The following is a 25,922-nucleotide window of genomic DNA, read 5'->3' on the forward strand; positions in this document are numbered from 1 at the left end:
CAAGTCCCCTTTCGTGCCTTTCGTGGTTCCCCTGCTCAGAGCGGGGCGGTGACCTCGTCCAGCCAGGCGCGGACCTCGCCGTCCACCAGCGGCCCCACCACCTCGCGCACCCGGGCGTGATAGGCGTCGAACTGGGCGAGCTCCACGGGCGTCAGCAGGTCCTTGACCACCAGGCGCCGGTCGATGGGCGCGAGCGTCAGGGTCTCGAAGCCGTGCATTGGCCGCTCGCCGCCGGGGATGTCCTGCGCCTCGGTGACGAACTGCAGGTTCTCGATGCGGATGCCGTACTCGCCCTCCTTGTAATAGCCGGGCTCGTTCGAGACGATCATGCCGGGCCGCAGGGCCACGGTGTTCGGCGCCTTGGCGATCCGCTGCGGGCCCTCGTGGACGCCCAGGTACGAGCCCACGCCGTGGCCGGTGCCGTGGTCGTAGTCCAGGCCATGCTCCCAGAGCGCCAGGCGGGCCAGGGCGTCGAGCTGGCTGCCGGTGGTGCCGGCCGGGAAGCGCACGCGGGCCAGCGCCAGGTGGCCCTTCAGCACCAGGGTGAAGCGCTCGCACATCTCGCGGCTCGGCTCGCCGATGGCCACGGTGCGGGTCACGTCGGTGGTGCCGTCGAGGTACTGGCCGCCGGAATCCACCAGCAGGAGCGAGCCCTTCTCCGCGCGCTTGTTGAGCCGCGCGGTCGGTCGGTAGTGGCAGATGGCGCCGTTCGAGAGCGCGCCGGCGATGGTGTCGAAAGACAGGTCCTTCAGCGCCCCGGTCGCCTCGCGGAAGGCCTCCAGCTTCTGGACGGCGGTGATCTCGTCGGGCGGGGTCTCCTGGCCCTCGGTGCCCAGCCAGTGGAGGAAGCGGGTCAGCGCCGCGCCGTCGCGGGCGTGGGCCTTGCGGGTCCCCTCGATCTCGACGGGGTTCTTGCAGGCGCGCGGGATCGCGCAGGGGTCCTCGGCGCGCACCACCTCGGCGCCGGCCTTGGCCAGGGCCTCGAAGTACCAGGCCGACGACTGGGCCGGATCGATGGCGACGCGCTTGCCCTTCAGATCGGCCAGCGCCTGGGGAAGGTCGTCGGGCGTTTCCAGCCTGACCTGATTGCCGAGCCAGGCCGGCAGCTCGGGCGTCACCTTGGCCGGGTCCAGGAACAGGCGGGCGGTGCCGTCCTTGTTCAGGATGGCCTGGCCCAGGGGCAGGGGCGTGCGGATCACGTCGCCGCCGCGGATGTTGAACAGCCAAGCCAGCGAGCCGGGCGCGGTGATGACGGCGGCGTCGGCCCCCTTCTTCTCCACGATCTCGCCGACGCCGGCCCGCTTGGTGGCCGAATCCTCGCCGGCGTACTCCAGCGGATGCGGGACGACGGGGGCGGTGGGCTGCGGCGGACGGGCGGCGCCCCAGGCCTCGTCCAGCGGGTTGCTCGCCACCGGCTTCAGCTCGGCGCCCGCGCGGGCGGCGGCGGTCTTCAGGTGGTGGAGGGCGTCGGGGCTGTGCAGGCGCGGGTCGTAGCCGATCGTCTGGCCCCGCTTGGCGACCGTTTCGAGATAGGCCGGCACGCCGCCGTCCACGAGGTCGCGGATCTCGAAGAAGTCGGGGTCCACCTGGTCGCGAACCTGGATCGTGTAGCGGCCGTCCACGAAGACGGCGGCCTTGTCCTTGAGGATCACCGCTGCGCCGGCCGAGCCGGTGAAGCCGGTGGCCCAGGCCAGCCGGTCGTTGGCGGCCGGCAGGTACTCGTTCTGGTGCTCATCCTCGTGGGGGACCAGGAAGCCGTCGAGGCCCTGGGCCTCCATGGCCTTGCGGATGAGGGGGACGTGCTTGGGACCGAAGCTGCGGTCGGTCGTCTCGTCGAAGGTCTGGCGCATGGAGGGGATGTAAGCGGTTCGGCGGCCCGGGGCAAAGGGGGCGGCATGCCGGCAATTAACCCGGATAAAATTGACAGCTCCGAAGGGGAAGGGTAGGGGCGGGCATGGACAAGCCGAACCGCCGCGCCGCGATCCGCGACTACAAGGAGAGGAAGGCCGCCGCAGGGATCTATGCCCTGCGGTGCGCGGCGGCGGATGCGGTGTGGGTCGGCGTCTCCCGCAACATCGACGCCCAGGAGAACAGCGTCGGCTTCGCGCTGCGCATGGGCAGCCATCCGAACCGCGACCTGCAGGCGGCGATGCGGGCGCACGGCGCGGACGGCATCGCCTACGAGGTGCTGGAGCGGGTCGACGATCCCGACCTGACGCCGATGGGCCTTTCCGACGTGCTGAAGCGCCGCGAGGCCCACTGGCTCGCGGCGCTCGGGGCGCAGAAGTTGGCTTAGCGCGGTTCGTCGGTGACGGTGGTCGTGGCGTCCTGCGCCGCGTCGCTCGCCGTCCGGGCCGTTTCCTGGGTCTCGCGCGCCGCGGCCTGGGCGGCGTTCTCGGTGGCCGTGGCGGCGCCGGCGGCGCCGCAGGTTCCGCCGTCAGGCGCGGCGCAGGACCAGGGTCGCCCAGGCGTCGCGGTGGATGCGGCGCTGGAGCTTGAAGCCCTTGGACATGTAGGCGGCGAGCACCCGGCGCTCCTGGGTGCGGAGCAGGCCCGACAGGATGGCCAGGCCGCCGGGGCGCAGCGCCAGCTTGATGTCCTGCGACAGGGCCACCAGCGGCGGGGCCAGGATGTTGGCGAAGACGAGATCGTAGGGCGCGTGCGCGCGCACGTCCGGATGCCCCAGGCCCGAGGCGTGGACGAACCTGGCGTCGGCGCGGTTCAGGGCGGCGTTCTCGTTGGCGATGCGGACGGAAGGCGCGTCGATGTCGGTGCCGATCGCGACCTTCGAGCCGGTGCGGGCCGCCGCGATGGCCAGGACGCCCGTGCCGCAGCCCACGTCCAGCACGCGCGGGAACCGGCGGGCCTTGAGCAGCTCGTCGAAGGCCGCGAGGCAGCCGACCGTCGTGCCGTGATGGCCTGTGCCGAAGGCCGCGCCGGCCTCGATGCGCAGGTTGATGGTGCTGGCGGGGGCCAGGCCCTTGTCGTGGGCCCCATAGACGAAGAACCGCCCGGCCCGCACCGGGGGCAGGCCCGACAGGGCCATGGCCAGCCAGTCGGCGTCGGCCAGGACCTCGGTCGTCACCCGAAGCGCCGGGAAGCGGGCGAGCACGGCCTCGATGGCCGAACGCTCGTCGTCCTCGGTCGGGAAGGCGTCGATGCGCCAGACGTCGTGGTCCTCGTCCTCCTCGAGGATCGAGTAGGTCAGGGCCTCGGTGGCGGGCTCGGCCTCCAGGGCGGCCGCGGCGGCTTCGGCCTCGCGGCGAGGGCCGCGGGCGATGATCTGTACGGCCTCGTCGCTCATGGGCCGGAGCCTCTAGAGCGCTTTAGCGCCCAGGGAAAGGGCTCAGCCCGGTGTGGCGGCGGCCATCTCGACCAGGTCGGCGTTCTCAGCCGGCTGGCGTGGCGGCTCCTCCCAGCGGACGACGGCGATGGGCTCGGCCTCGTCGCGGTCGGCATGGATGATCTCGATCTCGTCCGTGGATGCGACCTCGCGCGCTTCGGCCTGCTGCGCCTTCAGCCAGTCCGTGCCGAGGACGTAGTCGGGAACCTGGCCCTGGTAGGCGTCCACGCCGCCCGTCGCATGGACGGCAGCCTGGCGAGGCCCGGATACGCCCGCCAGCAACTGCGGCCCCTCGGCTTCGGCCGGTCCATGGAGATCGGGCTGCATGGCCGCGCCCAGCATGAGGCCGGTGGCGGCGGCGAGGCCCACGCCGACAGCGAGGGGTTTCAGGTCGGTCTTCCGGAAGATCGCGCGCATCGGGGATGAAGCGCGCGAAAGGGCGCTTCGGTTCTTGGGCGCCGATCACGCCCTTGTGCGTGTCAGGGGCCGGCTAGCCTTGCTTCTCCACGAAGCTGTCGATGACCTTCTTCTCGCCGGCCTTGTCGAAGGCGACGGTGAGCTTGTTGCCCTCGATGCCCTTCACGGTGCCGTAGCCGAACTTCAGGTGGAAGACGCGGTCGCCGCGGCTGTAGTCGCTCTTGGCTTCGGAGCCGCTGACCACCAGGCGGCCGTCGCCCTCGATCACCTGCTGGCGGCCGGGATGGCTGCCACGGTAGTTCGACGCCTGGGCCCGCTTCCAACCCGGGGAGGAGTAGCCCGCGCCGAACGAGGAACTCTCGTCCCAGCGGCTGCCGTGCTGCTGCATGCCCGGACCGCCGCCGTAGTAGCCGGTCTCGGAGCTGGCCTCGACATTGGCCAGCGGCAGTTCGTCCACGAAGCGGGAGGGGAGCTGGCTGGTCCAGCGGCCGTAGACCTGGCGGTTGGCGGCGAAGCTGATCCGCGCCTCCTCGCGGGCCCGGGTGATGCCGACGTAGGCGAGGCGGCGCTCCTCCTCCAGGCCCTTCTCGCCCTTCTCGTCAATCGAGCGCTGCGAGGGGAAGACGCCTTCTTCCCAGCCGGGCAGGAACACGAGCGGGAACTCCAGGCCCTTGGCCTGGTGCAGGGTCATGATCTGCACGGAATCCGTCGAGGGCCCGCGCTCCAGGTCCATGACCAGGGAAACGTGCTCCAGATAGGCCTGGAGATCATCGTAGCCGCCCATGGACTGGACGAGTTCCTTCAGGTTCTCCAGCCGCCCCTGGGCCTGGGGGGAGCGGTCGAGCTTCAGCGCGTCGGTGTAGCCGCTCTCCTCCAGCACCGCCTCCATCAGGCGGGCGTGGTGGATGTGGGCCGCCTGGCCGCGCCAGCGGTCCAGATCGCGCAGGAAGTTGGCGAGCGAGGTGCGCGTGCGGGCCGGCAGCTCGTCGGTCAGGATGATCTGGCGCGCCGCATGGCTGGCCGGCACGCCGTTCAGCCGGGCGATCTGCAGCAGTTTCTGGACGGTGGTGTCGCCGATGCCGCGCTTGGGGGTGTTGACGATCCGCTCGAAGGCCAGGTCGTCGTCCTCGGACTGGATCAGCCGCAGGTAGGCGATGGCGTCGCGAATCTCGGCCCGCTCGAAGAACCGCGGGCCGCCGATGACCACATAGGGGATCTGGAGCAGGACGAACCGCTCCTCGAAGGCCCGCATCTGGAACGAGGCCCGGACGAGGATGGCGATGTCGCGGTATTTGCGGCCCGCACGCTTGGCCCGCTCGATCTCGTCGGCGATCAGCCGGCTCTCGGCCTCGCCGTCCCAGACGCCGCGGACGACGACCTTCTCCCCGCCCTCGGCCTCGGTCCACAGGGTCTTGCCCAGGCGGGACTTGTTGGCGGCGATCAGGCCCGAGGCGGCGGCCAGGATATGGCTGGTCGAGCGGTAGTTGCGCTCCAGCCGGACGACCTTGGCCCCGGGGAAGTCGCGCTCGAAGCGCAGGATGTTGTCCACCTCGGCCCCGCGCCAGCCGTAGATCGACTGGTCGTCGTCGCCCACGCAGCAGAGGTTCTGGCTCTTCTGAGCCAGCAGGCGCAGCCACAGGTACTGGGCGACGTTGGTGTCCTGGTACTCGTCCACCAGCAGGTAGCGGAACCGGCCGTGGTACTCGGCCAGCACGTCCGGGTGGCCGGTGAAGATGGTGAGGTTGTGCAGCAGGAGGTCGCCGAAGTCGCAGGCGTTCAGCACCCGCAGCCGTTCCTGGTAGAGCCGGTACAGCGTCTGGCCCTTCCCGTTGGCGAAGGCCTGGTCCTCGGCGGGCGGAAGCTGATCGGGCCGCCAGCCGCGGTTCTTCCAGTGGTCGATGAGGCCCGCCAGCGCCTTGGGCGTCCAGCGCTTGGGATCGATGTTCTCGGCTTCCAGGATCTGCTTGATCAGCCGTTCCTGATCGTCGGTGTCGAGAATGGTGTAGTTCGACTTCAGCCCCACCAGCTCGGCGTGGCGGCGCAGGATCTGGGCGGCCACCGAGTGGAAGGTGCCGAGCCACCGCAGGCCCTCGGCCGAGGGGCCGATCATCTGGGTGATCCGCTCGCGCATCTCGCGCGCGGCCTTGTTGGTGAAGGTGACGGCCAGGAGTTCCCAGGGCCGGGCGCGGCCGGTGGCCAGGATGTGCGCCAGCCGGGTGGTCAGCACGCGGGTCTTGCCCGTGCCCGCGCCGGCCAGGACCAGCACAGGCCCCTCGGTCGCCTCGACGGCCGCCCGCTGCTCGGGGTTCAGGCCCGAGAGGTAGTCGACGGCGGCTTGCGGTCGCGCCAGGTCGCTGATGCGCGGCGCCGGGGGATCGAAGGACTCAGAAGACATCGCCCGAGCCCCTTAGCACGCCGGGCGCGCCGGGGCATCCCGGCGTTCGCGCTGCGTTCCGCCGCGCGTTGCGGGCTGGACGGGCATGGCCGCGCCCGGTATCGGCCTTCCGCCGCGACCTTCGCGCGGCGAGGGAGCTGTCGCCGCTTGAACCCGCCTCCGGCCTCCGCCGCCTACGGCCTGCCGCCGCCGGAGCTCGCGCCCGTCCCGGCCGGCGCGGTGCAGGTCTCGCCGCTGATCCCGGGCTCGGCCGTCCTGGAGGAGATCGCGCCCGACAGCCTGGAGGAGGTCGTGGTCGCCGCGCCCCCGGGGACCCTGGAGCGCCGCTACGTCCTGGCCCTGGCGCTGCGGGCGCTGGCGCCCGGGGGGCGGCTGGTCGCCCTGGCGCCCAAGGAGAAGGGCGGCTCGCGCCTGGGCAAGGAGCTGAGGGCCTTCGGCTGCGAGGTCCACGAGACGGGCCAGCGCCATCAGCGCGTCTGCCGGACCCGCAGGCCCGACGCGCCCATGGGCCTGGACGAGGCGATCGAGGCGGGGCGGCCGCGCCTTTCCGAGGCCCTGGGGCTCTGGACCCAGCCGGGCGTGTTCAGTTGGGACCGGCCCGACCCCGGCAGCGTCCTGCTGATCCAGGCCCTGCCGGCGCTGGCGGGGAGGGGCGCCGATCTGGGCTGCGGCCTGGGCCTCCTGTCCCACGCCGTCCTCGCGAGCCCGCAGGTGACGAGCCTCGCCCTGGTCGACCTCGACCGGCGGGCGGTGAACTGCGCCCGGCGCAACGTCCAGGACCCCCGCGCCAGCTTCCACTGGCAGGACGCCCGCGCAGGTCCCGACCTGACCGGCCTCGACTTCGTGGTGATGAACCCGCCGTTCCACGAGGGCGGGGCCGAGGACAAGGCCCTGGGCCAGGCGTTCATCCGGCGGGCGCACGCGATGCTCCGCAAGGGCGGCGCGCTGTGGCTGGTGGCCAACCGGCACTTGCCGTACGAGGGCGTGCTGGGCGAGCTGTTCGCCCAGGCGGCGCTGAAGGCCGAGGGCGGCGGGTTCAAGGTGTACGAGGCGCGGAAATGAGTGGGACGGCGCGCCTGGACCGGCTGCTCGCCAACATGGGCTACGGCTCGCGCCGCGACGTGCAGAAGCTGGTCCGGCTGGGCGCGGTCACCCTGGACGGGGCGCCGGTCGCCGACGCCGACATGCGGATCAAGCTGACGCCGGACCTGCCCGAGCGCATGCAGGTGGACGGGCGGCCCCTCGATCCCCTGCCGGGCATGGCGCTGATGCTGCACAAGCCCACCGGCGTCACCTGTTCGCACAAGGAGGCGGGCGAGCTGGTCTACAGCCTGCTGCCGTCGCGCTGGCGGGCGCGCGAACCGGCCCTGTCGACGGTGGGCCGGCTGGACAAGGAGACGTCCGGCCTGCTGCTGCTGACCGACGACGGCGATCTGCTGCACCGGATCATCTCGCCCAGGCGCCATGTGGCCAAACGCTACGTGGCGACGCTGGCCCGCCCGCTGCGCGGCGACGAAGGCGCGATCTTCGCGGCCGGCGACCTGATGCTGGACGGCGAGGACAAGCCGCTGGCACCCGCCGTGCTTGAGCCCCTGTCGCCGACCCTGGCGCGGCTGACCATCACCGAGGGCCGGTATCACCAGGTGCGCCGGATGTTCGCGGCGGTCGGCAACCATGTCGAGGCGCTGCACCGGGACCGCATCGGCGGGCTGGACCTGCCGGCCGACCTGGCCTCCGGCCGCTACCGGCTGATGGGGCCCGACGACCTCGCCGCGATCTTCGCCTAGGGGACGCGCCGGCCACGCCCGAACTAGGGTTCAGCGCTCGCGGGCGTAGGCGAGGGCGGCCACGCGGCAGGCGGACGCCAGCGGACGGCCGGCGCGCGCCCGGTCGATGCCGACGATCAGGGCCGCCAGGCTCAGGCCGCGCCGTGCGGCCATTTCCTCCAGCACCTCCCAGAACTCGGGCTCCAGCGCGATGGAGGTCGCATGGCCGGACAGGAGGACGGAACGCTTTCTCAAAGACGCCATGCGATCCGTTTACGACCTTTGGGGTAAAGGGCGCCTTGCACGAAGGTGACGCCATCGTCACTTTCTGGACTCAACCGTTCGAGGGAGTTCCGTTCCATGGCCATGGCCGCCGACACCGCCGATGTCCGCCGCGAGAGGCCGCCGATCTCGACCAGGCTGGACTGGGGCCATGCGCTGCGCTCGCTGCGCCGGCTGTTGCGGGACAAGGAAGACACCCGCCAGGTCTTCGAGATCATGCGCGCCCTCAACGGCGCCTCGACGGCCAAGGGCTATCACCGCCTGCTGGCCGCCCCCCAGGGCGGCCGCATCGCCTATGAGCGCGAGGAATTCGCCCAGCGGCTGATGGACGATGCCTGGCTGGACAGCCTGCCCGCCGGCAGCGTCGGCGCCGCCTATCGCGACTTCATCCGGTCCGAGAACCTGTCGGCCGAGGGGCTGGCCATGATCAGCCGGGAAGGGGCCGAGGTCGTCGAGGAGGCCCATCCCTACGCCTGGTTCGGTCGCCGCACCCGCGACGTGCACGACATCTGGCACATCCTGTCGGGCTACGGCCGCGACGGGCTGGGCGAGGCCTGCCTGGTGGCCTTCTCCTACGCCCAGACGAAGGGGCTGGGCTGGGCGCTGATCGCCCTGGGCGCCGTCTCGCGGGCCCGCAAGGACAGGAAGCATCCCTATGTGAAGGCCATCTGGCAGGGCTACCGGCGCGGCAAGGCCGCCCGGTGGCTGCTGGGCGAGGATTATGTGCGGCTGATGGCCGAGCCGCTGGAGGCGGCGCGCCGGCGGCTCAACATCACGCCCCCGACCGTCTACGATTCCATCCCGCCGGAGGCCCGGGACCGGGCCGTGCCGCAGCGTTGAGCAGCGGGTCAGTCCTCGCGCTTCTTGCCTTCGAGGTCGCGGCGCGCCCGCTCGGCCTCGAGCCTGGCCACCACCGTCTCGCCCTTGGTCCGGCCGAAGCGGACGCGGTTCTCCGCGGCCTTCGCCTTGGCCTGCTCCCGCTCGCGGGCCTTGCGGGCCTTGTTCAGGTTGATGAGCTCGGCCATCGGTGAAACCTCGCGGGGCCCGCGCCCGTTCTCCCCTCCGCTTGGAGACTGGGAGAAACCATGATGCAGCCTTCCGAAATCGTCCAGCACATGGAGGTCGTGGGTTCGGACGGCGGCCACGTCGGCCGGGTCGATCACCTGGTGGGCGACGAGATCGAGCTCACCAAGCTGGATATCGCCTCGGGCCTCCGCCACCACATGATCCCCCGCACGTGGGTGGACCGGGTGGAGGAGGACACCGTCTTCCTGAACATCACCAAGGCCGCCGCGAAGGCCGCCTGGCGGACGAAGATGTAGGCGCGGCCTACTTCACGTTGGCGCAGAACCGCTGGATGCGCTGGCAGGCGTCCTCCAGCACGGCGTTCGACGTGGCGTAGCTGATCCGGAAGTGCGGCGAGAGGCCGAAGGCCGCGCCGAACACCACCGAGACGCCCTCGGCCTCCAAGAGCTCGACGGCGAAGTCGGCGTCGGTCTCGATGACCTTGCCCGACGGCGCGGTCTTGCCGATCAGGCCTTCCACCGACGGATAGACGTAGAACGCGCCCTCCGGCGTCGGGCACTTGATGCCGTTCGCCTGGTTCAGCATCGAGACCACCAGGTCGCGGCGGCCCTCGAACAGCTTGGCGTTCGGCTTGATGAACGCCTGGGTCCCGTTCAGCGCCTCGACCGCCGCCCACTGCGAGATGGACGACGGGTTGGAGGTGGTCTGGCTCATGACCTTGGCCATGGCCTTGATCAGCGGCTCCGGCCCGCCGGCGTAGCCGATCCGCCAGCCGGTCATGGCGTAGGCCTTGCTGACGCCGTTCATGGTCAGGGTGCGGTCGTAGAGCCGGGGCTCCACCTGGGCGATGGTGAAGAACTCGAAGTCGCCGAACACCAGGTGCTCGTACATGTCGTCGGTCAGGATCCAGACCTGCGGGTGCTCGAGCAGCACGTCGGCCAGGGCCCGCAGCTCGGCCTTGGTATAGGCCGCGCCCGACGGGTTGGACGGCGAGTTCAGGATGATCCACTTCGTCTTCGGGGTGATCTTCGAGGCCAGGTCCTTGGCCTGGAGCTTGAAGCCCGTGCCGGCGCTGGTGGGCGCGGCGACCGGCGTCCCGCCGGCCAGCAGCACGATGTCCCAGTAGCTGACCCAGTAGGGGGTCGGCACGATCACCTCGTCGCCCGGGTTCAGCGTGGCCAGGAAGGCGTTCCAGATCACCGGCTTGCCGCCGGGCGAGACGTTGATCTGGCTGGGCTTGTAGGTCAGGCCGTTCTCGCGCGCGAACTTGGCGCAGATGGCCTCCTTGAGCTCGGGGATGCCGTCGACGTTGGTGTACTTGGTCTTGCCGTCGCGGATCGCCTTGATGGCGGCTTCCTTGATGTTCTCCGGCGTGTCGAAGTCGGGCTCGCCCGCCGCCAGGCTGATCACGTCCCGGCCCTGCGCCTTCAGCTCCCGCGCCTTGGCGTCGGCCGCCAGGGTGGCGGACGGCTTCACGCGGGCGAGCGCGGCGGATTCAAGCGACATGACAGGGTCTCCCGGCTTCTGGAGGGGGGGCGAGATTGGGCGCGGGTTTAGACCATGCTGCAGCGCACGCAAACAGCCACGTCGCGAAACGTGGCCTTTAGGCGCGGTTATGCCGGGGAGGGCGGAACCCTTGGCGGGGTCCGCCCTGATCTTTCTCAGACGAAGTTCGACAGGTCGATGTCGGCGAGGGTCTTGCCGATGAGCACGACGGCGATGTCCGCGCCATCGACCGGGTCGCCGGTGTCCACGAAGACCACGACGCCGCCGCTGATCTGGGCCGCCACATAGGTCACGCCGGCCGCCGAGATGTGCTCGTTGGCGGTGGCGAGCGCGCTGGCGTAGTCGCTGGCCACGAACTCGGAATACGAGCGCGGCAGGATGGAGGCGATCCCCACGCCGAAGAAGGCCAGGCTGTCCGAGGACTCCCAGTCCATGATCACGTCGTCGGTCGTAGGCGCCGGCGGGGTCGTGGCGACGAACTCGAACCGGTCGCGGCCCTCGCCGCCCCACAGCATGTCGCGCCCGGCGCCGGAGGCCACCAGGGTGTCGGCGCCGTCGCCGCCCACCAGGCCCGAGTCGCCGCCGCGGGCGACCAGCATGTCGTCGCCGTCGCCGCCGAACAGGACGTCCGAGCCCAGGTCGCCCTGCAGGGTGTCGTTCCCGGCTCCCCCGTTCAGGGTGTCGTCGCCCAGGCCGCCGTGCAGCTCGTCGTTCCCGAGATCGCCATTGATGAAGTCGTCGCCGTCGGCCCCGAAGACCAGGTCGTCGCCCTGGCCGCCGTACAGGGTATCGGCTCCTGCGCCGCCGTAGATCTCGTCGTTTCCGAGGTTGCCGTGCGCGAAGTCGCCGGCCTCGCCCGCGGCGCCGTTGATCTCCTGGCTGCAGTAGATGATGTCGTCGCCCTGGCCGCCGTACATCATGTCGTGGCCCTGGCCGCCGACCAGCACGTCGTCGCCGCTGCCGCCGTGGAGCAGGTCGTCGCCCGCCTGGCCGATCAGGCTGTCCATGCCGGGGCCGCCGTAGAGCCCGTCGTCGCCGTCCGCGCCGGTGGTCCGCTCGTCGCCCGTGTCGCCCACGAAGAGCTTGGAGCCGTCGGCCATCACGATGGCGCCCACGTCCGCGAGTTGGGTGAGGCCGGTCCCGAACTTCACCGTGTGACCGCCGAAGGAGAGCAGGATGCTGGGGATCTCGGGCGTCAGCGCCGCCGGATCGTAGGATTGGTAGACGACGGCGACGTTGCGGGCGGGCCCGCCGTTGATGGTGAGCGTGTCGCCGAACTTGATGTTCAGCGCCTGCTCCGGCGTGATCGTGTCGAACGCGTATTCCATCACCGTCGTCGTCTCCTGGCCCAATCGACCCTCGTTCGCCCAGATGACTGATGTTGCGTAAAAACGCAACTCGATAAAATGCAATGCACGCCGGCCGCGGCGCGGCCTCGCTTGACCGCGCCGACCGCTTGCGCGACCTCAGGACGGATGCGCCGGCTCTTCACGTTCCTCTCCGACATGGACGCCCAGGCCTGGCGGGCGCTGGCGGTCTCCTTCGTCCTGTTCGGCGGCGTGGGCCTGGTGTTCGTCTTCGGCGCCCAGGTGCTGGGCTTCGGCGGCGAGGCCACGGTGGAACGGTGGCTGGGGGCCGCGCACGGCGCCTGGTCGCTGCCGGTGGCCGTGCTGGCCTTCGCCGCCCTGGCCTTCGTGGGCGTGCCCCAGTTCATGCTGATCGCCGCGGCGGTCGTGGCCTTCGGGGCCTGGACCGGCTTCGCCTACTCCTGGATCGGCACCATGGTGTCGGCCCTGATCGGCTTCTATCTCGGCCGGGTCGCCGGAGCCCGGACGCTGAAGACCTTTTCGGGCGAGGGCCTCAGGCAGTTCATGGAGCTGGTCGGCCGCAACGGCTTCTTCGCCAGCCTGATCGTGCGCCTGGTGCCCTCGGCGCCCTTCATCGTCGTCAACATGGCCGCGGGCGTGACGCCCATGCGGGCGCGGGACTTCACGGTCGGCACGGCGCTGGGCATCGTGCCGAAGATCGCGCTGACGGCCTTCGCCGGGAACTCCGTCGTGCAGGTGATGCGCGGCCAGGGCGGGGCGGGCCACATCCTGCTGCTCGCCGGGATCGCCGCGCTCTGGCTGGCCATCGGCTGGTGGGCGCGCAGGTGGCTCAAGGCGCGCGAGGCGGCCGTGGCCCGCGAGAAAGACGCCCCCTGACCCTCGCGCCGGCGCTCGCCACGGATCGCCGCGTGCTGACCGAGACCGTCGCCATCCTGGCCTACATCGCCCAGAGTTTCCCGGACGCCCGCCTGCTGCCGTCGGATCCGTGGGCCTTCGCCCAGGCCCAGGCGTTCAACGCCTATCTGGCGTCCACCGTCCACGTGGCCCACGCCCACAAGTATCGCGGCTACCGCTGGGCCGACGACGAGAGTTCGTTCGAGGACATGCGCCGCAAGGTCCCGCAGACCATGACGGAGGCGTTCAGGCTCATCGAGGACGAGATGCTGAGGGGGCCGTGGGTGCTGGGCGAGGACTTCAGCGTCTGCGACGGCTATCTGTTCACCATCTCCTGCTGGCTGGAGGGAGACGGGGCCGACGTGAACGTCCTGCCCCGCGTGCTCGACCACCGCGAGCGGGTCCGGGCGCGTCCCGCCGCCCAGCGGGCGCTGGCCGAGGAACTGGCTTAGAGGGCGGTCAGGCCGAAAGCTCTTCGCCCGTTTTGGCGGCCTTCGGGGTCAAGCTTTCCCCGGCATGAGTGTGGTCGTGGAAAAAAGTTGCGCTTGTAACCAAATGGCCGCGCCAACACGCAAGATGCTTGCTTCGCGCTTGCTTCCGGGCGCCCGTTTCGGTAGATGCACCGTCATGCGCACGCAAGCGAACAGCCTGCTTCTTCTGTCGCTGGGGCTTAGCCGCCCCTGGGCGCCTCTCTAGGCACGCGCATCTTCGCGGCCGGGCGCTCAGGGGCTTCGATCCCCCGCCCGAACGAACCGAACCCTCGCGAAGAGCCGCCTGACATGACCCAAGCCGCACCCTCGACCGTCGCCGACCGCGACCGCGTCATCATCTTCGACACCACCATGCGCGACGGCGAGCAGTCGCCCGGCGCGTCCATGTCGCTGGACGAGAAGCTGGAGCTGGCCAAGATCCTCGAAGACATGAAGGTCGACGTGATCGAGGCGGGCTTCCCGATCGCCTCGAACGGCGACTTCGAGGCCGTCCGCCAGATCTCCGAGATCGTCACCGAGAGCGTCGTCTGCGGCCTGGCCCGGGCCGGCGCCGCCGACATCGAGCGTTGCGCGGAGGCCGTCCGCCGGGCCAAGCGCGGCCGCATCCACACCTTCATCTCCACCAGCCCCGTCCACATGAAGTGGAAGCTGCAGATGGAGCCGGAAGCGGTGCTGGAGATGATCACCAAATCGGTGACCCTGGCCCGCAACCTGTGCGGCGACGTGGAATGGTCGGCCGAGGACGCCACCCGCACCGAACGCGACTTCCTGCTGCGCGCCATCGAGGCCGCGATCAAGGCCGGCGCCGGCACCATCAACCTGCCCGACACGGTGGGCTATTCGTACCCCTCCGAGTACGCCGACATGTTCCGCGACGTGATCGAAAACGTGCCGGGCGCCGACAAGGTTGTCTTCTCGACCCACTGCCACAACGACCTGGGGCTGGCTGTCGCCAACTCCATCGCCGGGGTCCAGGGCGGCGCGCGCCAGATCGAATGCGCCGTCAACGGCATCGGCGAGCGGGCCGGCAACGCGGCGCTGGAAGAGATCGTGATGGCCCTGAAGGTGCGCGGCGACAAGCTGCCGTTCCACACCGCCGTCGAGACCCAGCACATCACGCGGGCCAGCCGCTACGTCTCGGCCATCACCGGCTTCCCGGTCCAGTTCAACAAGGCCATCGTGGGCAAGAACGCCTTCGCCCACGAGAGCGGCATCCACCAGGACGGGATGCTGAAGAACGCCGAAACCTACGAGATCATGAAGCCCGAGGACGTGGGCCAGGTGGAGTCCAACCTGGTCATGGGCAAGCACTCGGGCCGCCACGCCTTCCGCGAGAAGCTGAAGGACCTGGGCTACGAGCTGGGCCAGAACGCCCTGAACGAGGCCTTCCAGCGCTTCAAGGACCTGGCCGACAAGAAGAAGCACGTCTTCGATGACGACATCGTGGCCCTGGTGGACGACGCCCTGGCCAGCTCCGCCGACAAGGTCCAGGTGAAGCACCTGCGGGTGATCGCCGGCACCGAGGGGCCGCAGGAGGCCTTCCTGACCGTCACCATCGACGGCGAGGAGAAGTCGGCCAACGCGCAGGGCGACGGTCCCGTGGACGCGGTGTTCAACGCCATCCACGCCGTGGTGCCGCACGACGCCATCCTGCGCCTGTTCCAGGTGCACGCTGTGACGGAAGGCACCGACGCCCAGGCCCAGGTCTCGGTGCGCCTGGAAGAGGACGGCCGGATCGCCACCGGCCAGGCGGCCGACACCGACACCCTGACCGCCTCGGCCAAGGCCTACGTCAACGCGCTGAACAACCTCATCGCGCGCAAGGAGAAGAGCGCGCCGGACGCGCGGGTCGCGAGCGGGTTCTGAGCCCACTCACATGCTCTGGATTCTCCTGACAGCGGTCGCCGCGCCGCTGCAGGTGGCGCGCAACGCGTTCCAGCGCGGGCTGACGGACGACGCCGGCCCGTGGGGCGCGACCCTCGTGCGCTTCCTGTTCGGCCTGCCGTTCTCCATCGCCATCTTCGCCGCCGTGGCCGCCATGACCCGCGACGCCGCCCCGGACCCGTCGCCGCGGTTCTGGCTGGGGGCGGTGGCGGGCGCCATCGCCCAGGTGGCGGCCACCGGCGTCCTGCTGATGGCCATGCGCCGCTCGGGCTTTGCGGTGGCCACGGTCCTCCAGCAGTCGGCGTTGCCGTTCGCCTCGCTGATGGGCTGGCTCGTGCTGGGCGACGACCTGGGGCCGCGCGGCTGGAGCGGGGTGGCCCTGGCGACCGCCGGCCTCGCGGTGCTGTCGTGGCCGGCCCGGGACCAGACGCGGGACGCCTTCCGGGGCGGGCTCCTGGGCCTGGCCGCCGGCGCGCTCTTCGCCGTGGCCTTCAACGGCTACCGGCAGGCGGGCATGGCGCTCGACGCGGGCCACCCGGTCTATTCGGCGACCGCCGCCGTGGTCGTCGCCCAGCTCATGCAGTCGATGACGCTCACCCTGCTGCTCGCCGCCACCCGGCCCCAGGCGCTGCGCGCGGTGGCGCTCTCCTGGCGCCAGTCCCTGGGCGCAGGCTTCTTCGGCTCGGCGGCCTCGGCCTGCTGGTTCGGCGCCCTGGCGCTCTCGCCGGCCGGACCGGTGCGCGCCGTCGGCCTGATCGAGGCGCCCATCGCCGCCGCCGTGGGGCGCCGGCTTTTCAAGGAGCGCATGCGCCTGCGTCAATGGATGGGCGGAGCGCTGACCACGGTCGGCGTGGCGCTGACGGCGCTGGGGTGAGCGCGGTTCTCATCGGGCGCTGGCCCGGCTACTGCTAGGCCCATGAAGTCCTGGCTCGCCGCCCTGTCCCTGCTGCTCGCCGTCCTGGCGCCGGGCGGCGCGAGGGCTGCGGACCGGCCGCTGGTGGCCGCGGCGGCGGACCTCCAATTCACCCTGCCCGGGATCGCCGCCGCCTTCGAGAAGAAGACGGGCCGGTCCGTCCGCCTGACCTTCGGGGCCTCGGGCGCCCTGACCCAGCAGATCCTGAGCGGCGCGCCCTACGAGGTCTTCCTGTCGGCCGACGAATCCCATGTGGCGCGGCTCGCCGCCGCCGGGCGAACGGAAGGGCCGGGCGTCCTCTACGGCGTGGGCCGCATCGGAATCTTCGCTCCCAAAGGTTCGCCGATCCGCGCCGACGCGGACCTCAAGGGCCTCGCCGCCGCGCTCAAGGCCGGACGGGTGCAGCGGTTCGCCATCGCCAACCCGGCCCACGCACCCTACGGCCGCGCCGCCCAGGCCGCCCTCGAACGGGCTGGCCTGTGGACCGCGATCCGGCCCCGGCTCGTGCTGGGCGAGAACGTCTCCCAGGCGACGCAGTTCGCCGCCTCTGGCGCAGCCCAGGGTGGGATCATCCCCCTGTCGCTGGCGTTGGCGCCGCCGGCGAAGGCCGCCGGGACCTTCGTGCTGCTGCCGGCCGACTGGCATCCGCCGCTGCGCCAGCGGGCGGTGGTGCTCAGAGGCGCCTCGCCCACCGCCCGCGCCTTCCACGCCTTCCTGCAGGAGCCGGAGGCCAGGGCCGCCTTCGCCCGCAACGGTTTCACCCTGCCGGCGCGCTGACCTGATGGACTGGCCCGCCTTCGCCGTCTCGCTGAAGCTGGCCGCCTGGACGGGCGCGCTGCTCCTGCCCCTGGGGCTCGTGCTGGCGCGCGCGCTGGCGTTCCGCCGCTTTCCGGGGCGGGGCTGGGTCGAGGCCCTCGTCGCCGCACCGCTCGTCCTGCCGCCGACGGTGCTGGGCTTCTACCTGCTGAGCGTCTTCGGCGGCGGCTCGCCTCTGGGCGAGGCCTGGATGCGGCTGACGGGCGGACCGCTGGCCTTCAGCTTCGAGGGCCTGCTCGCCGCCTCCCTGATCTTCAACCTGCCGTTCGCGGTCCAGCCCATGCAGCGGGCCTTCGAGGCCCTGCCGCCCGACGTGCGCCAGGCCGCCTGGGTCAGCGGACTCTCGCCCTGGCGGACGTTCTGGGCGGTCGAGCTGCCGCTGGCCTGGCCGGGCGTGGCCTCGGCGCTGGCGCTCACCTTCGCCCACACCCTGGGCGAGTTCGGCGTGGTGCTGATGGTCGGCGGCTCGATCCCCGGCGAGACGCGCACGCTGTCGCTGTCGATCTATGACCGGGTGCAGGCCCTCGACTTCCAGGCGGCGGGCCTGATGAGCGCGGCCCTGCTGGGGTTCTCGGTGGCCGCCATCGCGGTGGTGCACGGACTGTCCGCCAGGGTGGGGACGCGCCGTGGCTGAGCCTGGCCTCCACGTCCGGCTGAGCCAGGCCGGGCCGATCCCGCTGGATGTTGCGCTGTCCTGTGCGCCGGGCGAGGTGCTGGGCGTCGTGGGACCGTCCGGGGCCGGCAAGACCACGCTGCTCAGGGCGGTGGCCGGGCTCTACACGCCCGGGGCGGGCGAGGTGCGGGTCGATGGCGTTCCCTGGTTCGACAGCGGCGCCGGGATCAACCTGCCGCCGCACCGACGGGCCGTGGGGCTGGTCTTCCAGGAACACGCGCTGTTCCCGCATCTGTCGGCGGCCGGCAACGTGGCGGTCGCGCTCGGCCATGTTCCGCGCGCCGAACGCCGCGCGCGCGCCGTCGAGCTGCTGCGTCGGGTCCATCTGGAGGGGCTGGAGGACCGCCGGCCCCAGGCGTTGTCGGGCGGCCAGCGCCAGCGGGTGGCCATCGCCCGGGCCCTGGCGCGCGATCCGAGGGTGCTGCTGCTGGACGAACCGTTCTCGGCCGTGGACCGCCGCACCCGGACCCGCCTGCACGCCGAGATCGCCGCCCTGCGCCAGGGCCTTCGGGTCCCCATGCTCCTCGTCAGCCACGACATCGACGAGGTGGCCAGGCTGTCGGACCGCATCTGCGTGCTCGACCGCGGCGCGGTGGTGGCCTCCGGCGCGCCCGGCGAAGTCCTCGCGCGGCCGCGGGCGCGGACGCTCCTTCTGGGAGACGAAGACGCTCCTTGAGCGGCTGCGCCGGAACCGTGGCGCCGGCAAGGCGAGGCCCCTCGAAATAATTCGCGCGCGGCGCGAAGGCGCACACCGCTCTTTAAGCCTTGAAAACCCATATGTGGCAGGGCAGAGGACGTTCAAACCCCGCCGGACAGAACGTAGCGACTCGACGCAGTCTATGGCGTCAGTCGGGCCGCCTCGGACCTCTGGCCCACCCGCGTCTTCAGCCCCCATCGACCAGGGCCCTGCATGATCTCATCCCTCTTCGGCGCGATCTCCAACGACATCGCCATCGATCTCGGCACCGCCAACACCCTGATCTACATGAAGGGCAAGGGCATCGTGCTCAACGAGCCCTCCGTGGTCGCCCTGCGCAACGTGGGCGGACGCAAGGTCGTCCATGCCGTCGGCATCGAGGCCAAGCAGATGCTGGGCCGGACGCCCGGCCACATGGAAGCCATCCGTCCGATGCGCGACGGGGTCATCGCCGACTTCGAAGTCGCCGAGGAGATGATCAAGTACTTCATCCGCAAGGTTCACAACCGCAAGGGCTTCGTGAACCCGAAGGTGATCGTGTGCGTGCCGTCCGGCGCCACAGCCGTGGAACGCCGGGCCATCAACGACTCGTGCCTGAACGCCGGCGGCCGCCGCGTGGGCCTGATCGACGAGCCCATGGCCGCGGCGATCGGGGCCGGCCTGCCGATCCACGAGCCCACCGGCTCGATGGTGGTCGACATCGGCGGCGGCACCACCGAGGTGGCCGTGCTGTCGCTCTCGGGCATCGTCTATTCGCGCTCGGTCCGCGTCGGCGGCGACAAGATGGACGAGGCGATCATCAGCTATATGCGCCGCAACCATAACCTGCTGATCGGCGAGACGACCGCCGAACGCATCAAGAAGGAGATCGGCACCGCCCGGGCTCCGGCCGACGGCGAGGGCCTGTCCATCGAGGTCAAGGGCCGCGACCTGATGCAGGGCGTGCCGCGCGAGGTGCGCATCAGCGAGAAGCAGGCGTCGGACGCCCTGTCCGAGCCGGTCGGACAGATCGTCGACGCGGTGAAGATGGCCCTGGAGGCCACGCCGCCGGAACTCGCCTCGGACATCGCCGACAAGGGCATCATGCTGACCGGCGGCGGGGCCCTGCTGCGCGGCCTGGACGCCGAGATCCGCGACCACACCGGCCTGCCGGTCACCGTGGCCGACGATCCGCTGTCGTGCGTGGCCCTGGGCTGCGGCAAAGTGCTCGAGCATCCGAAGTGGATGAAGGGCGTGCTGGAGTCCACCCTGGCGTAATATATACCGCCAGTTGCAGGCGGCGGACGCCGCTGGGGGCGTAGGTTTCCAATGTCCTTGAGGGACAATCCGCTCGGTGAACTGAAGGTCCCTCTGACCTGGACGGCGGGGATCGTGTTCCTCGTCGTCCTGATCGCCTCGGGCGCGATCCTGCTGTCGGACCGGCGCGAGTCCTTCGAGACGGACGCCTACGGCCGCACCCGGACCATGAGCGACAAGGCCCTGGAGCCGGTTGGGAACGTGCTGTCCACCCCCGGCCGCTGGACCGGCGCCGGCGTCGAGGCCGTGCGCGGATATTTCTTCGCCGTCTCCGAGAACCGCCGGCTGAAGGCCGAGCTCAAGGAAATGCGGCAGTGGCGGGACGTGGCCATCGCGCTGCGCGACAACAACGAGCGCTACCGTGCGCTCCTGGGTCTGCGCACCGATCCGCCGATCCCGATGGTCGCCGCGCGCATCGTCACCGACAGCCGGGGTCCGTTCGCCAACTCGCGCCTGGCCAACGCCGGGCGTGAGAAGGGCGTGAAGCCGGGCAATCCGGTGATGAGCGAGAACGGCCTGGTGGGCCGGGTCATCGGGGTGACGGACGGCGTCAGCCGCGTGCTGCTGCTGACCGACGTGGCCTCGCGCACGCCGGTGCTGATCGACCGGACCAACGCCCGGGCCATCCTGACCGGCGACGGCGGCCCGAACCCCAGGCTGGAATATCTGCGCGGCCAGGATCCGGTGCGCAACGGTGACCGGGTGCTGACCTCGGGCGACGGCGGGGTGTTCCCCCGCGGCTTGCCGGTCGGCGTGGTGGTCAAGGGCCTGGACGGCCGCTGGCGGGTGGCGCTGGCCGCCGACAAGGCGCCGGTGGACTACGTCCGCATCCTGCTGTTCGAGGACTTCACCCAGCTCGCCAACCACGCCGAGCTGGACCGGATGAGCGTGCCGCCGCCGACGCCGGGCGCATCCACCCTGCCGCCGCCCGAACCGGTTGCGCCGGCGGCCTCGGCCACGGCCGGTCAGGCCGCCCCGGCCCAGGCTCCCGCGCCGAGGACCGTCACCCCTGCTGCGCCCGCGCCCAAGGCCGCCGCGGCGCCGCCTACCGCCGGAACCCGCCCATGAGCGGCGGCGCCCGGACGCTGGAGCCGTGGCGCTGGCTAGGCGTGCCGATGCTGCAGGTCCTGGCCGCGACCATGCTGTTCGCCCTGCCGATCCGGCTGTGGGGCCTGTCGCTGCCCGAGCCGGTGTTCGCCATGCCTGTGGTGTTCGCCTGGGCGGTGATCCGGCCCTCCATGCTGGCGCCCGTCGGCGTGGCCTTTATGGGCTTCTTCCTGGACCTGCTGTGGGGCGGCCCGCTCGGCCTGTGGGCCGTCTGTCTGCTGATCGCCTACGGCGCGGCGCTGGGCGGCCGCTCCATGCTTGCCGGCCAGAGCCGGGGCATGATGTGGGCCTGGTACGGCGCGCTCACCGCCCTGGCCCTGGGCTCGGGCTACCTCTTCACCATGCTTGACGCCAAAGGGACGCCAGGGCTGCTCTCGGTGTTCTGGCAGTTCCTCGCCACGGTCGTGCTCTATCCCGTGGCGGACCGCCTGATCGAACGCTTCGAGGACGCCGACGTGAGGTTCCGCTAGCCATGGCCGAACCGGCAATCTTCTTCGAGGAGGTCAACGAGCGGCAGGGCCTGTTCCACCGCCGGGCCATCCTGCTGGGCGGGTTCGCGGGCCTGGGCTTCGCGGCCCTGGGCGGGCGCCTAGCCTATCTGCAGCTCTTCGAGACCCAGCGCTACGAGAAGCTGGCCACTTCCAACCAGTTCAACTTCAAGCTGGTGCCGGCGCCGCGCGGGCTGATCGTCGACCGCAACGGCGCCATCCTGGCCGCCAACCGCCCGAACTTCCGGCTGCTGGTCGCCAAGGACAAGGGGACCGACACCGAGGCGACCCTGAAGGCCCTGGCCGAGTTCGTGCCGATCGACGCGGCGCGCCACAAGCGGCTGCTGCGCGAGATCAGCAACGCGCCCAAGCGGGCGCCGGTCTCGGTCATGGAGGACATGAGCTGGGAGCAGTTCTCGGCCATCAACGTCCGCGCGCCCGAGCTGCCGAATGTCACCGCCGACATGGGCGAGGTGCGGGTCTATCCGCACGGCGGCGCCTTCGCCCACGTGGTGGGCTATGTGGCCAAGGTGAACAAGGACGACCTCACCGCGACCGGGCCGAACTCGGACCCGATCATGCTCCATCCGGGCTTCCGGATCGGCAAGCAGGGGGTGGAGAAGGCCCTGGACCTCGACCTGCGCGGCCGGCCGGGCGCCAAGAAGGTCGAGGTGGACGCCAACGGCCGCGAGGTGCGCCACGACGAGGAGGGCGACATCCGCGCCATCCCCGGCAAGGAGGTGCAGCTCACCCTCGACGTCGACATCCAGAACCGGGCGCTGGAGGTGTTCGGGGGCGAGAGCGGCGGGGCGGTCATGATGGACTGCCGCACCGGCGACATCCTCTGCATGATGTCGGCGCCCAGCTTCGACGCGAACCGCTTCGTGCGCGGCCTGACCGGCGCCGAGTACCGGGCGCTGGCCAACTACGAGCGCAAGCCGCTGTTGGACAAGTGCCTCTCGGGGCTCTATCCGCCGGGCTCGACGTTCAAGACCATGACGGCGCTCGCGGGCCTGCAGGCGGGGATCGATCCCGAGGCCACGGTCAACTGCCCGGGCGGCATGTACTTCGGCGGACGGTTCTTCCACTGCCACAAGAAGGGCGGCCACGGCTCGCAGAACATGCGGGACGCCATCAAGAACTCCTGCGACACCTACTTCTACTCGCTGGCGCTCAGGATCGGTCCCACGCGGATCGCCCAGGTGGCGCGCGCCTTCGGCCTGGGCCAGACCTTCGACATCGGCATCCCCGGCCAGAAGAAGGGGACGGTGCCCGACCCCGAGTGGAAGAAGCGCTACTTCAAGAACAATCCGGCCCAGCAGCCCTGGTGGCCCGGCGAGAACCTCTCGTACGGCATCGGCCAGGGCTACCTGCAGGTGAACTGCCTTCAGCTCGCGGTCATGACCGCCCGCCTGGCCAACGGCCGCAAGGCGCTCAATCCCCGGCTGATCAAGTCCGTGGGCGGCAAGGAATGGCCGCGGGGCTCGGACGTGCCAGACCTGCCGTTCAGCCAGGAACACCTGGACTATGTGCGCGCGGGCATGGCCGCGGTGACCGAGGCCGGCGGCACGGCCTTCTCGGCCAGCCAGCTCGGCCTTGGCGACATCCTCATGGCCGGCAAGACCGGCACGGCCCAGGTGCGGAACTACGACAAGGGCGGATCGCGCGGGAAGGGCGGCCCCTGGCGGCTGCGCGACCACGGCCTGTTCGTCGCCTTCGCGCCGACCGACGCGCCCCGCTACGCCCTGGCCGTCATCGTCCAGCACGGCATGGGCGGCTCGACCGCCGCCGCGCCCCGGGCCCGTGAGATCATGCGCGTGGCGCTGCTGAAGGACCCCGAGCTGCGCGCCCGGATCGAGAAGCCGCTGCCCATGCCGCAGATGCAGCCGGACCCGGAGCTGGACGCGGTGCCCGATGCGCCGGTCTTCGCCACGCCGCCCGATACGCCGACGCCGGCGGCCGCGCCCGCGGCCGCCCCAACCGGGGGCACGCCCACATGACCGTCTCGGCCCTCACGCGACCCGGCGAACGCGACCGCCTGATCGTCAAGCTCAGCGAGATCGACTGGCTGTTCGTGCTGGTGCTCAGCCTGATCGCCGGGGCCGGCGCCCTGATGCTGTTCTCGATCGCCGGCTCGTCCTGGGATCCGTGGGCCGCCAAGCACGTGGCGCGCTTCGCCATGTGCCTGCTGCTGATGATCGCGTTGGCGATGATCGACATCCGGGTGTGGTTCGCCCTGGCCTATCCGATCTACGGCATCGGGCTGCTGCTGCTGGTCGCGGTTGAGGCGGTGGGCGACGTGCGCCTGGGCGCGCAGCGATGGCTCTCCATCGGCCCCTTCAGCTTCCAGCCGTCCGAGGTGATGAAGCTGGGGATCGTGCTGGCGCTGGCCCGCTACTACCACGGGGCCTCGGCCCAGCGGGCCCGGCTGTCCTGGTGGCTGCTCGTGCCGGCGGCCATGATCGGCGCGCCCGTCCTCCTGGTGGCGCACCAGCCCGACCTCGGCACCGCCATGCTGATCCTGCTGACCGGGGCGTCCATCGTCGTCCTGGCCGGGCTGTCGTGGCGGATCATCCTGGCCGGCGTCGCGGCCTTCCTGGCCGTGGTCCCGCCGTTCGTCATGTTCGTGATGCACGACTACCAGCGCCAGCGCGTGCTCACCTTCCTCGATCCCGAAAGCGATCCGTCGGGCTCGGGCTACCACATCCTCCAGTCGATGATCGCCCTGGGCTCGGGGGGGCTCCTGGGCAAGGGCTACGGCCTGGGCTCCCAGAGCCAGCTCAACTTCCTGCCCGAGAAGCAGACCGACTTCATCTTCGCGACGCTGGCCGAGGAGTTCGGCTTCGTGGGCTGCGTCTCGGTGCTGGTCCTCTACGCCGCGGTGATCTTCATGGCCCTGCGCACGGCCTATGTCGCCCACTCGCATTTCGCCCGGCTGGCGGCCGCCGGGGTGACGGCGACCTTCACCCTCTACGTGATGATCAACGGGGCCATGGTCATGGGCCTGGCCCCCGTCGTGGGCGTGCCCATGCCGCTGCTGTCCTACGGCGGCACGGTCATGCTGACGGTGATGATCGGCTTCGGCCTGGTGCAGTCGGCGCGGGTGCACCGCTACACCGAGGTCACCAAGGGGACGGGCTCGATCCTCTAGGTTCTACTTGGCCACCATGTCGCGCTTGAGCCAGCGCATGGTCATGAAGAAGCAGACCCCCGCCACGGCGTAGAGCGCCGAGGTGATCAGCATAGCGTGCTGCAGGCTGTCCGGATGGGCGACGGCGCACACGGCCTGGTCGGCGGCGCCCAGCGCCTTGCGGGCCGCACCCTCGCAGGCGTGGCGGGTGAGATGGGCGGCCTCCAGGTTCGCGACCTTGATCTTGAACAGCACGTCGCTGAGCGCGCCGATGAACAGCGGGCCCAGGCCGTAGCCCAGGAGGTTCAGCACGAAGAGCAGGATGGCGGTCGAGACCGCCCGGAACTGGGCGCTCACCACGCCCTGGCCGATCGTGTACTGCGAGGCGAGGTAGCCGTACTTGATGCCGCCGCCGACGATCAGGCCCATGAGGCAGAGCGTCAGGTTCTGGGTCGTGAAGGCGAGGAAATAGAACGGCACGCTCAGCACCAGGCCCACGCCCGGCAGCCAGGCGATGGCGTTGGGGTGGCGCTTTGTCAGCCGTTCCGCGAGCCATCCGGTGGCCAATGTGCCCACCGCCGCCGAGGCCGCCACCGGCGCGTTGATCAGCACGGCCGCCTCGCCGGCGGTCAGGCCGAAGCTGCGGTTGATGAACAACGACTGGAAGGACGCGATGCCGTAGCCGCAGAACGAGGCGATGGTGGCGCCGGCCGTCATCCACCAGAACGACGGCTTGGCGAGGAGTTCCTTGAGCCCGTCGGAGAACCTCGGCCTGGCCTTGCGCAGCGTGCCCGGCGGGTCGGTGTGGCCGCGCGGCGGCTCCTTGACGGTGAGCTTCAGGATGGCGGCGACCAGCACCCCGGGCAAGCCGACGACGACGAAGGCCCAGCGCCAGCCGAAGGCGTCGGTGATCGGGCCGCCGATGACGTTGGCCAGGAAGCCGCCGAGGGTCACGCCCATGGCGTAGTAGCCCAGCGCCGTCGAGCGGCGGCTCGGCGGATAGTAGTCGGCGATCAGCGAGTTGGCGGGGGGCGTGCAGCCGGCCTCGCCGATGCCCACGCCCACCCGGCAGGCCAGCAGGATCCAGAAGCCGCCGATGACCATGGAGCCGATGGTGACCGGCGCGGCCAGGCCGCACAGGGCCGTCATCAGCGACCAAAGCGCCACGCAGACGGTCATGATCCAGACCCGGTGGCGGGTTTCGGCGAACTGGGCGAGCGGGATGCCGACGAAGGTGTAGAGCAGGGCGAAGCCGAAGCCGGTCAGCAGGCCGAAGGCGGTGTCCGAGATGCCCAGCTCGGGCTTCATCTGGGGGGCGACCACCGACAGCAGGCCCCGGTCCACGAAGTTCAGGATGTAGACCAGGAGCAGGACGTTCAGCACATAGCTGCGATAGGCCTTGGAGCCGAAGCCGTGGATGTGGCCGTCGGCGGTCGTGGTCCCGCTCATTCTGGATCGCTTCCCCTAGGT

The 25,922-nt window shown here is 70.8% G+C and carries 26 protein-coding genes; 17 read left to right on the forward strand and 9 right to left on the reverse strand.

The window, feature by feature from the left end; genetic code table 11:
* Positions 1-35 precede the first annotated feature (35 nt).
* Positions 36-1,850 carry an aminopeptidase P family protein gene (locus ACK4TT_RS04325; protein WP_409634260.1) on the reverse strand — a complete coding sequence of 605 codons (1,815 nt, stop codon included), beginning with the start codon at positions 1,848-1,850 and terminating at the stop codon, positions 36-38.
* 104 nt (positions 1,851-1,954) lie between these two features.
* Between ACK4TT_RS04325 and ACK4TT_RS04330 the strand changes: the two genes are divergently transcribed.
* A complete protein-coding gene (locus ACK4TT_RS04330) occupies positions 1,955-2,296 on the forward strand; it encodes a GIY-YIG nuclease family protein (protein ID WP_410212508.1) in 342 nt (113 codons plus the stop codon).
* Positions 2,297-2,437: 141 nt separating this feature from the next.
* Here ACK4TT_RS04330 and ACK4TT_RS04335 read toward each other — a convergent pair whose 3' ends face one another.
* The 3 genes from ACK4TT_RS04335 to ACK4TT_RS04345 all read right to left on the reverse strand — a co-directional run bounded on the left by ACK4TT_RS04335 (position 2,438) and on the right by ACK4TT_RS04345 (position 6,155).
* Complete coding sequence (locus tag ACK4TT_RS04335; RefSeq protein ID WP_409634266.1) at positions 2,438-3,304, reverse strand: 50S ribosomal protein L11 methyltransferase; 867 nt, start codon at positions 3,302-3,304, stop codon at positions 2,438-2,440.
* A 42-nt stretch (positions 3,305-3,346) separates the two neighbouring features.
* Positions 3,347-3,760, reverse strand: a complete 414-nt coding sequence (locus ACK4TT_RS04340; RefSeq protein WP_409634269.1) for a hypothetical protein — start codon at positions 3,758-3,760, stop codon at positions 3,347-3,349.
* A gap of 73 nt (positions 3,761-3,833) precedes the next feature.
* Complete coding sequence (locus tag ACK4TT_RS04345) at positions 3,834-6,155, reverse strand: ATP-dependent helicase (RefSeq protein ID WP_409634272.1); 2,322 nt, start codon at positions 6,153-6,155, stop codon at positions 3,834-3,836.
* Between the two features lie 147 nt (positions 6,156-6,302).
* Here ACK4TT_RS04345 and ACK4TT_RS04350 point away from each other — a divergent pair, with 147 nt between their 5' ends.
* Positions 6,303-7,217, forward strand: coding sequence for a class I SAM-dependent methyltransferase (locus tag ACK4TT_RS04350; protein ID WP_409634275.1), 915 nt, complete (start codon positions 6,303-6,305; stop codon positions 7,215-7,217).
* Positions 7,214-7,942, forward strand: a complete 729-nt coding sequence (locus ACK4TT_RS04355; RefSeq protein ID WP_409634278.1) for a pseudouridine synthase — start codon at positions 7,214-7,216, stop codon at positions 7,940-7,942. Before ACK4TT_RS04350 ends, ACK4TT_RS04355 begins: the two co-directional genes overlap by 4 nt.
* A gap of 30 nt (positions 7,943-7,972) precedes the next feature.
* Here ACK4TT_RS04355 and ACK4TT_RS04360 read toward each other — a convergent pair whose 3' ends face one another.
* Positions 7,973-8,185, reverse strand: coding sequence for a ribbon-helix-helix domain-containing protein (locus ACK4TT_RS04360; RefSeq protein ID WP_409634281.1), 213 nt, complete (start codon positions 8,183-8,185; stop codon positions 7,973-7,975).
* A gap of 96 nt (positions 8,186-8,281) precedes the next feature.
* Here ACK4TT_RS04360 and ACK4TT_RS04365 point away from each other — a divergent pair, with 96 nt between their 5' ends.
* Complete coding sequence (locus tag ACK4TT_RS04365) at positions 8,282-9,043, forward strand: Coq4 family protein (protein ID WP_410212509.1); 762 nt, start codon at positions 8,282-8,284, stop codon at positions 9,041-9,043.
* Between the two features lie 8 nt (positions 9,044-9,051).
* Here the strand turns inward: ACK4TT_RS04365 and ACK4TT_RS04370 are convergent, their stop codons facing one another.
* On the reverse strand, positions 9,052-9,228 hold the full coding sequence (locus tag ACK4TT_RS04370) for a DUF4169 family protein (RefSeq protein ID WP_409634287.1): 177 nt from the start codon (positions 9,226-9,228) through the stop codon (positions 9,052-9,054).
* Positions 9,229-9,291: 63 nt separating this feature from the next.
* Here ACK4TT_RS04370 and ACK4TT_RS04375 point away from each other — a divergent pair, with 63 nt between their 5' ends.
* Positions 9,292-9,525: a DUF2171 domain-containing protein gene (locus tag ACK4TT_RS04375; RefSeq protein ID WP_410212510.1), complete on the forward strand. Its 234-nt coding sequence runs from the start codon at positions 9,292-9,294 to the stop codon at positions 9,523-9,525.
* A 7-nt stretch (positions 9,526-9,532) separates the two neighbouring features.
* Here the strand turns inward: ACK4TT_RS04375 and ACK4TT_RS04380 are convergent, their stop codons facing one another.
* Positions 9,533-10,735 carry a pyridoxal phosphate-dependent aminotransferase gene (locus ACK4TT_RS04380; RefSeq protein ID WP_409634293.1) on the reverse strand — a complete coding sequence of 401 codons (1,203 nt, stop codon included), beginning with the start codon at positions 10,733-10,735 and terminating at the stop codon, positions 9,533-9,535.
* Positions 10,736-10,890: 155 nt separating this feature from the next.
* Entirely contained in the window at positions 10,891-12,063 is a 1,173-nt protein-coding gene (locus ACK4TT_RS04385; protein ID WP_409634296.1) for a calcium-binding protein, read from the reverse strand.
* Positions 12,064-12,210: 147 nt separating this feature from the next.
* Here ACK4TT_RS04385 and ACK4TT_RS04390 point away from each other — a divergent pair, with 147 nt between their 5' ends.
* From ACK4TT_RS04390 to rodA, 12 genes are all read left to right on the forward strand, one after another.
* Positions 12,211-12,939: a TVP38/TMEM64 family protein gene (locus ACK4TT_RS04390; protein ID WP_409634299.1), complete on the forward strand. Its 729-nt coding sequence runs from the start codon at positions 12,211-12,213 to the stop codon at positions 12,937-12,939.
* Positions 12,940-12,971: 32 nt separating this feature from the next.
* A complete protein-coding gene (locus ACK4TT_RS04395) occupies positions 12,972-13,409 on the forward strand; it encodes a hypothetical protein (RefSeq protein ID WP_409634301.1) in 438 nt (145 codons plus the stop codon).
* 327 nt (positions 13,410-13,736) lie between these two features.
* The gene (locus tag ACK4TT_RS04400) at positions 13,737-15,314 is read left to right on the forward strand and encodes a 2-isopropylmalate synthase (protein WP_409634304.1); all 1,578 of its coding nucleotides are present in this window, start codon (positions 13,737-13,739) and stop codon (positions 15,312-15,314) included.
* Positions 15,315-15,324: 10 nt separating this feature from the next.
* Positions 15,325-16,206 (forward strand): DMT family transporter, encoded by an 882-nt coding sequence (locus ACK4TT_RS04405; RefSeq protein ID WP_409634307.1) that lies wholly within the window; start codon positions 15,325-15,327, stop codon positions 16,204-16,206.
* Between the two features lie 42 nt (positions 16,207-16,248).
* Positions 16,249-17,022 (forward strand): molybdate ABC transporter substrate-binding protein, encoded by a 774-nt coding sequence (gene modA, locus ACK4TT_RS04410; protein ID WP_409634310.1) that lies wholly within the window; start codon positions 16,249-16,251, stop codon positions 17,020-17,022.
* 4 nt (positions 17,023-17,026) lie between these two features.
* Positions 17,027-17,695, forward strand: a complete 669-nt coding sequence (gene modB, locus ACK4TT_RS04415; RefSeq protein WP_410212511.1) for a molybdate ABC transporter permease subunit — start codon at positions 17,027-17,029, stop codon at positions 17,693-17,695.
* Positions 17,688-18,410 carry an ATP-binding cassette domain-containing protein gene (locus ACK4TT_RS04420; RefSeq protein WP_409634316.1) on the forward strand — a complete coding sequence of 241 codons (723 nt, stop codon included), beginning with the start codon at positions 17,688-17,690 and terminating at the stop codon, positions 18,408-18,410. Before modB ends, ACK4TT_RS04420 begins: the two co-directional genes overlap by 8 nt.
* Positions 18,411-18,644: 234 nt before the next feature.
* Positions 18,645-19,688, forward strand: coding sequence for a rod shape-determining protein (locus tag ACK4TT_RS04425; RefSeq protein ID WP_012522835.1), 1,044 nt, complete (start codon positions 18,645-18,647; stop codon positions 19,686-19,688).
* A gap of 51 nt (positions 19,689-19,739) precedes the next feature.
* Positions 19,740-20,795, forward strand: a complete 1,056-nt coding sequence (gene mreC / locus ACK4TT_RS04430) for a rod shape-determining protein MreC (protein WP_409634319.1) — start codon at positions 19,740-19,742, stop codon at positions 20,793-20,795.
* The gene (locus tag ACK4TT_RS04435) at positions 20,792-21,304 is read left to right on the forward strand and encodes a hypothetical protein (protein WP_409634322.1); all 513 of its coding nucleotides are present in this window, start codon (positions 20,792-20,794) and stop codon (positions 21,302-21,304) included. The genes mreC and ACK4TT_RS04435 overlap by 4 nt, the downstream gene beginning before the upstream one ends.
* Positions 21,305-21,306: 2 nt before the next feature.
* Complete coding sequence (gene mrdA / locus ACK4TT_RS04440) at positions 21,307-23,322, forward strand: penicillin-binding protein 2 (RefSeq protein WP_410212512.1); 2,016 nt, start codon at positions 21,307-21,309, stop codon at positions 23,320-23,322.
* Positions 23,319-24,473: a rod shape-determining protein RodA gene (gene rodA, locus ACK4TT_RS04445; RefSeq protein WP_409634328.1), complete on the forward strand. Its 1,155-nt coding sequence runs from the start codon at positions 23,319-23,321 to the stop codon at positions 24,471-24,473. The genes mrdA and rodA overlap by 4 nt, the downstream gene beginning before the upstream one ends.
* A 3-nt stretch (positions 24,474-24,476) precedes the next feature.
* Here rodA and ACK4TT_RS04450 read toward each other — a convergent pair whose 3' ends face one another.
* On the reverse strand, positions 24,477-25,901 hold the full coding sequence (locus ACK4TT_RS04450; protein ID WP_409634331.1) for a spinster family MFS transporter: 1,425 nt from the start codon (positions 25,899-25,901) through the stop codon (positions 24,477-24,479).
* Between the last annotated feature and the right edge of the window lie 21 nt (positions 25,902-25,922).

This window comes from Phenylobacterium sp., from assembly GCF_046463815.1.
Taxonomy (GTDB): Bacteria; Pseudomonadota; Alphaproteobacteria; order Caulobacterales; family Caulobacteraceae; genus Phenylobacterium.

Excerpts from the sequence above, each read along its gene's own strand:
- ACK4TT_RS04325 (WP_409634260.1), bottom strand. The coding sequence starts at position 1,850 with ATGCGCCAGACCTTCGACGAGACGACCGACCGCAGCTTCGGTCCCAAG.
- ACK4TT_RS04330 (WP_410212508.1), top strand. The coding sequence starts at position 1,955 with ATGGACAAGCCGAACCGCCGCGCCGCGATCCGCGACTACAAGGAGAGG.
- ACK4TT_RS04335 (WP_409634266.1), bottom strand. The coding sequence starts at position 3,304 with ATGAGCGACGAGGCCGTACAGATCATCGCCCGCGGCCCTCGCCGCGAG.
- ACK4TT_RS04340 (WP_409634269.1), bottom strand. The coding sequence starts at position 3,760 with ATGCGCGCGATCTTCCGGAAGACCGACCTGAAACCCCTCGCTGTCGGC.
- ACK4TT_RS04345 (WP_409634272.1), bottom strand. The coding sequence starts at position 6,155 with ATGTCTTCTGAGTCCTTCGATCCCCCGGCGCCGCGCATCAGCGACCTG.
- ACK4TT_RS04355 (WP_409634278.1), top strand. The coding sequence starts at position 7,214 with ATGAGTGGGACGGCGCGCCTGGACCGGCTGCTCGCCAACATGGGCTAC.
- ACK4TT_RS04360 (WP_409634281.1), bottom strand. The coding sequence starts at position 8,185 with ATGGCGTCTTTGAGAAAGCGTTCCGTCCTCCTGTCCGGCCATGCGACC.
- ACK4TT_RS04365 (WP_410212509.1), top strand. The coding sequence starts at position 8,282 with ATGGCCATGGCCGCCGACACCGCCGATGTCCGCCGCGAGAGGCCGCCG.
- ACK4TT_RS04370 (WP_409634287.1), bottom strand. The coding sequence starts at position 9,228 with ATGGCCGAGCTCATCAACCTGAACAAGGCCCGCAAGGCCCGCGAGCGG.
- ACK4TT_RS04375 (WP_410212510.1), top strand. The coding sequence starts at position 9,292 with ATGCAGCCTTCCGAAATCGTCCAGCACATGGAGGTCGTGGGTTCGGAC.
- ACK4TT_RS04380 (WP_409634293.1), bottom strand. The coding sequence starts at position 10,735 with ATGTCGCTTGAATCCGCCGCGCTCGCCCGCGTGAAGCCGTCCGCCACC.
- ACK4TT_RS04385 (WP_409634296.1), bottom strand. The coding sequence starts at position 12,063 with ATGGAATACGCGTTCGACACGATCACGCCGGAGCAGGCGCTGAACATC.
- ACK4TT_RS04390 (WP_409634299.1), top strand. The coding sequence starts at position 12,211 with ATGCGCCGGCTCTTCACGTTCCTCTCCGACATGGACGCCCAGGCCTGG.
- ACK4TT_RS04400 (WP_409634304.1), top strand. The coding sequence starts at position 13,737 with ATGACCCAAGCCGCACCCTCGACCGTCGCCGACCGCGACCGCGTCATC.
- ACK4TT_RS04405 (WP_409634307.1), top strand. The coding sequence starts at position 15,325 with ATGCTCTGGATTCTCCTGACAGCGGTCGCCGCGCCGCTGCAGGTGGCG.
- modA (WP_409634310.1), top strand. The coding sequence starts at position 16,249 with ATGAAGTCCTGGCTCGCCGCCCTGTCCCTGCTGCTCGCCGTCCTGGCG.
- modB (WP_410212511.1), top strand. The coding sequence starts at position 17,027 with ATGGACTGGCCCGCCTTCGCCGTCTCGCTGAAGCTGGCCGCCTGGACG.
- ACK4TT_RS04425 (WP_012522835.1), top strand. The coding sequence starts at position 18,645 with ATGATCTCATCCCTCTTCGGCGCGATCTCCAACGACATCGCCATCGAT.
- mreC (WP_409634319.1), top strand. The coding sequence starts at position 19,740 with ATGTCCTTGAGGGACAATCCGCTCGGTGAACTGAAGGTCCCTCTGACC.
- ACK4TT_RS04435 (WP_409634322.1), top strand. The coding sequence starts at position 20,792 with ATGAGCGGCGGCGCCCGGACGCTGGAGCCGTGGCGCTGGCTAGGCGTG.
- mrdA (WP_410212512.1), top strand. The coding sequence starts at position 21,307 with ATGGCCGAACCGGCAATCTTCTTCGAGGAGGTCAACGAGCGGCAGGGC.
- rodA (WP_409634328.1), top strand. The coding sequence starts at position 23,319 with ATGACCGTCTCGGCCCTCACGCGACCCGGCGAACGCGACCGCCTGATC.
- ACK4TT_RS04450 (WP_409634331.1), bottom strand. The coding sequence starts at position 25,901 with ATGAGCGGGACCACGACCGCCGACGGCCACATCCACGGCTTCGGCTCC.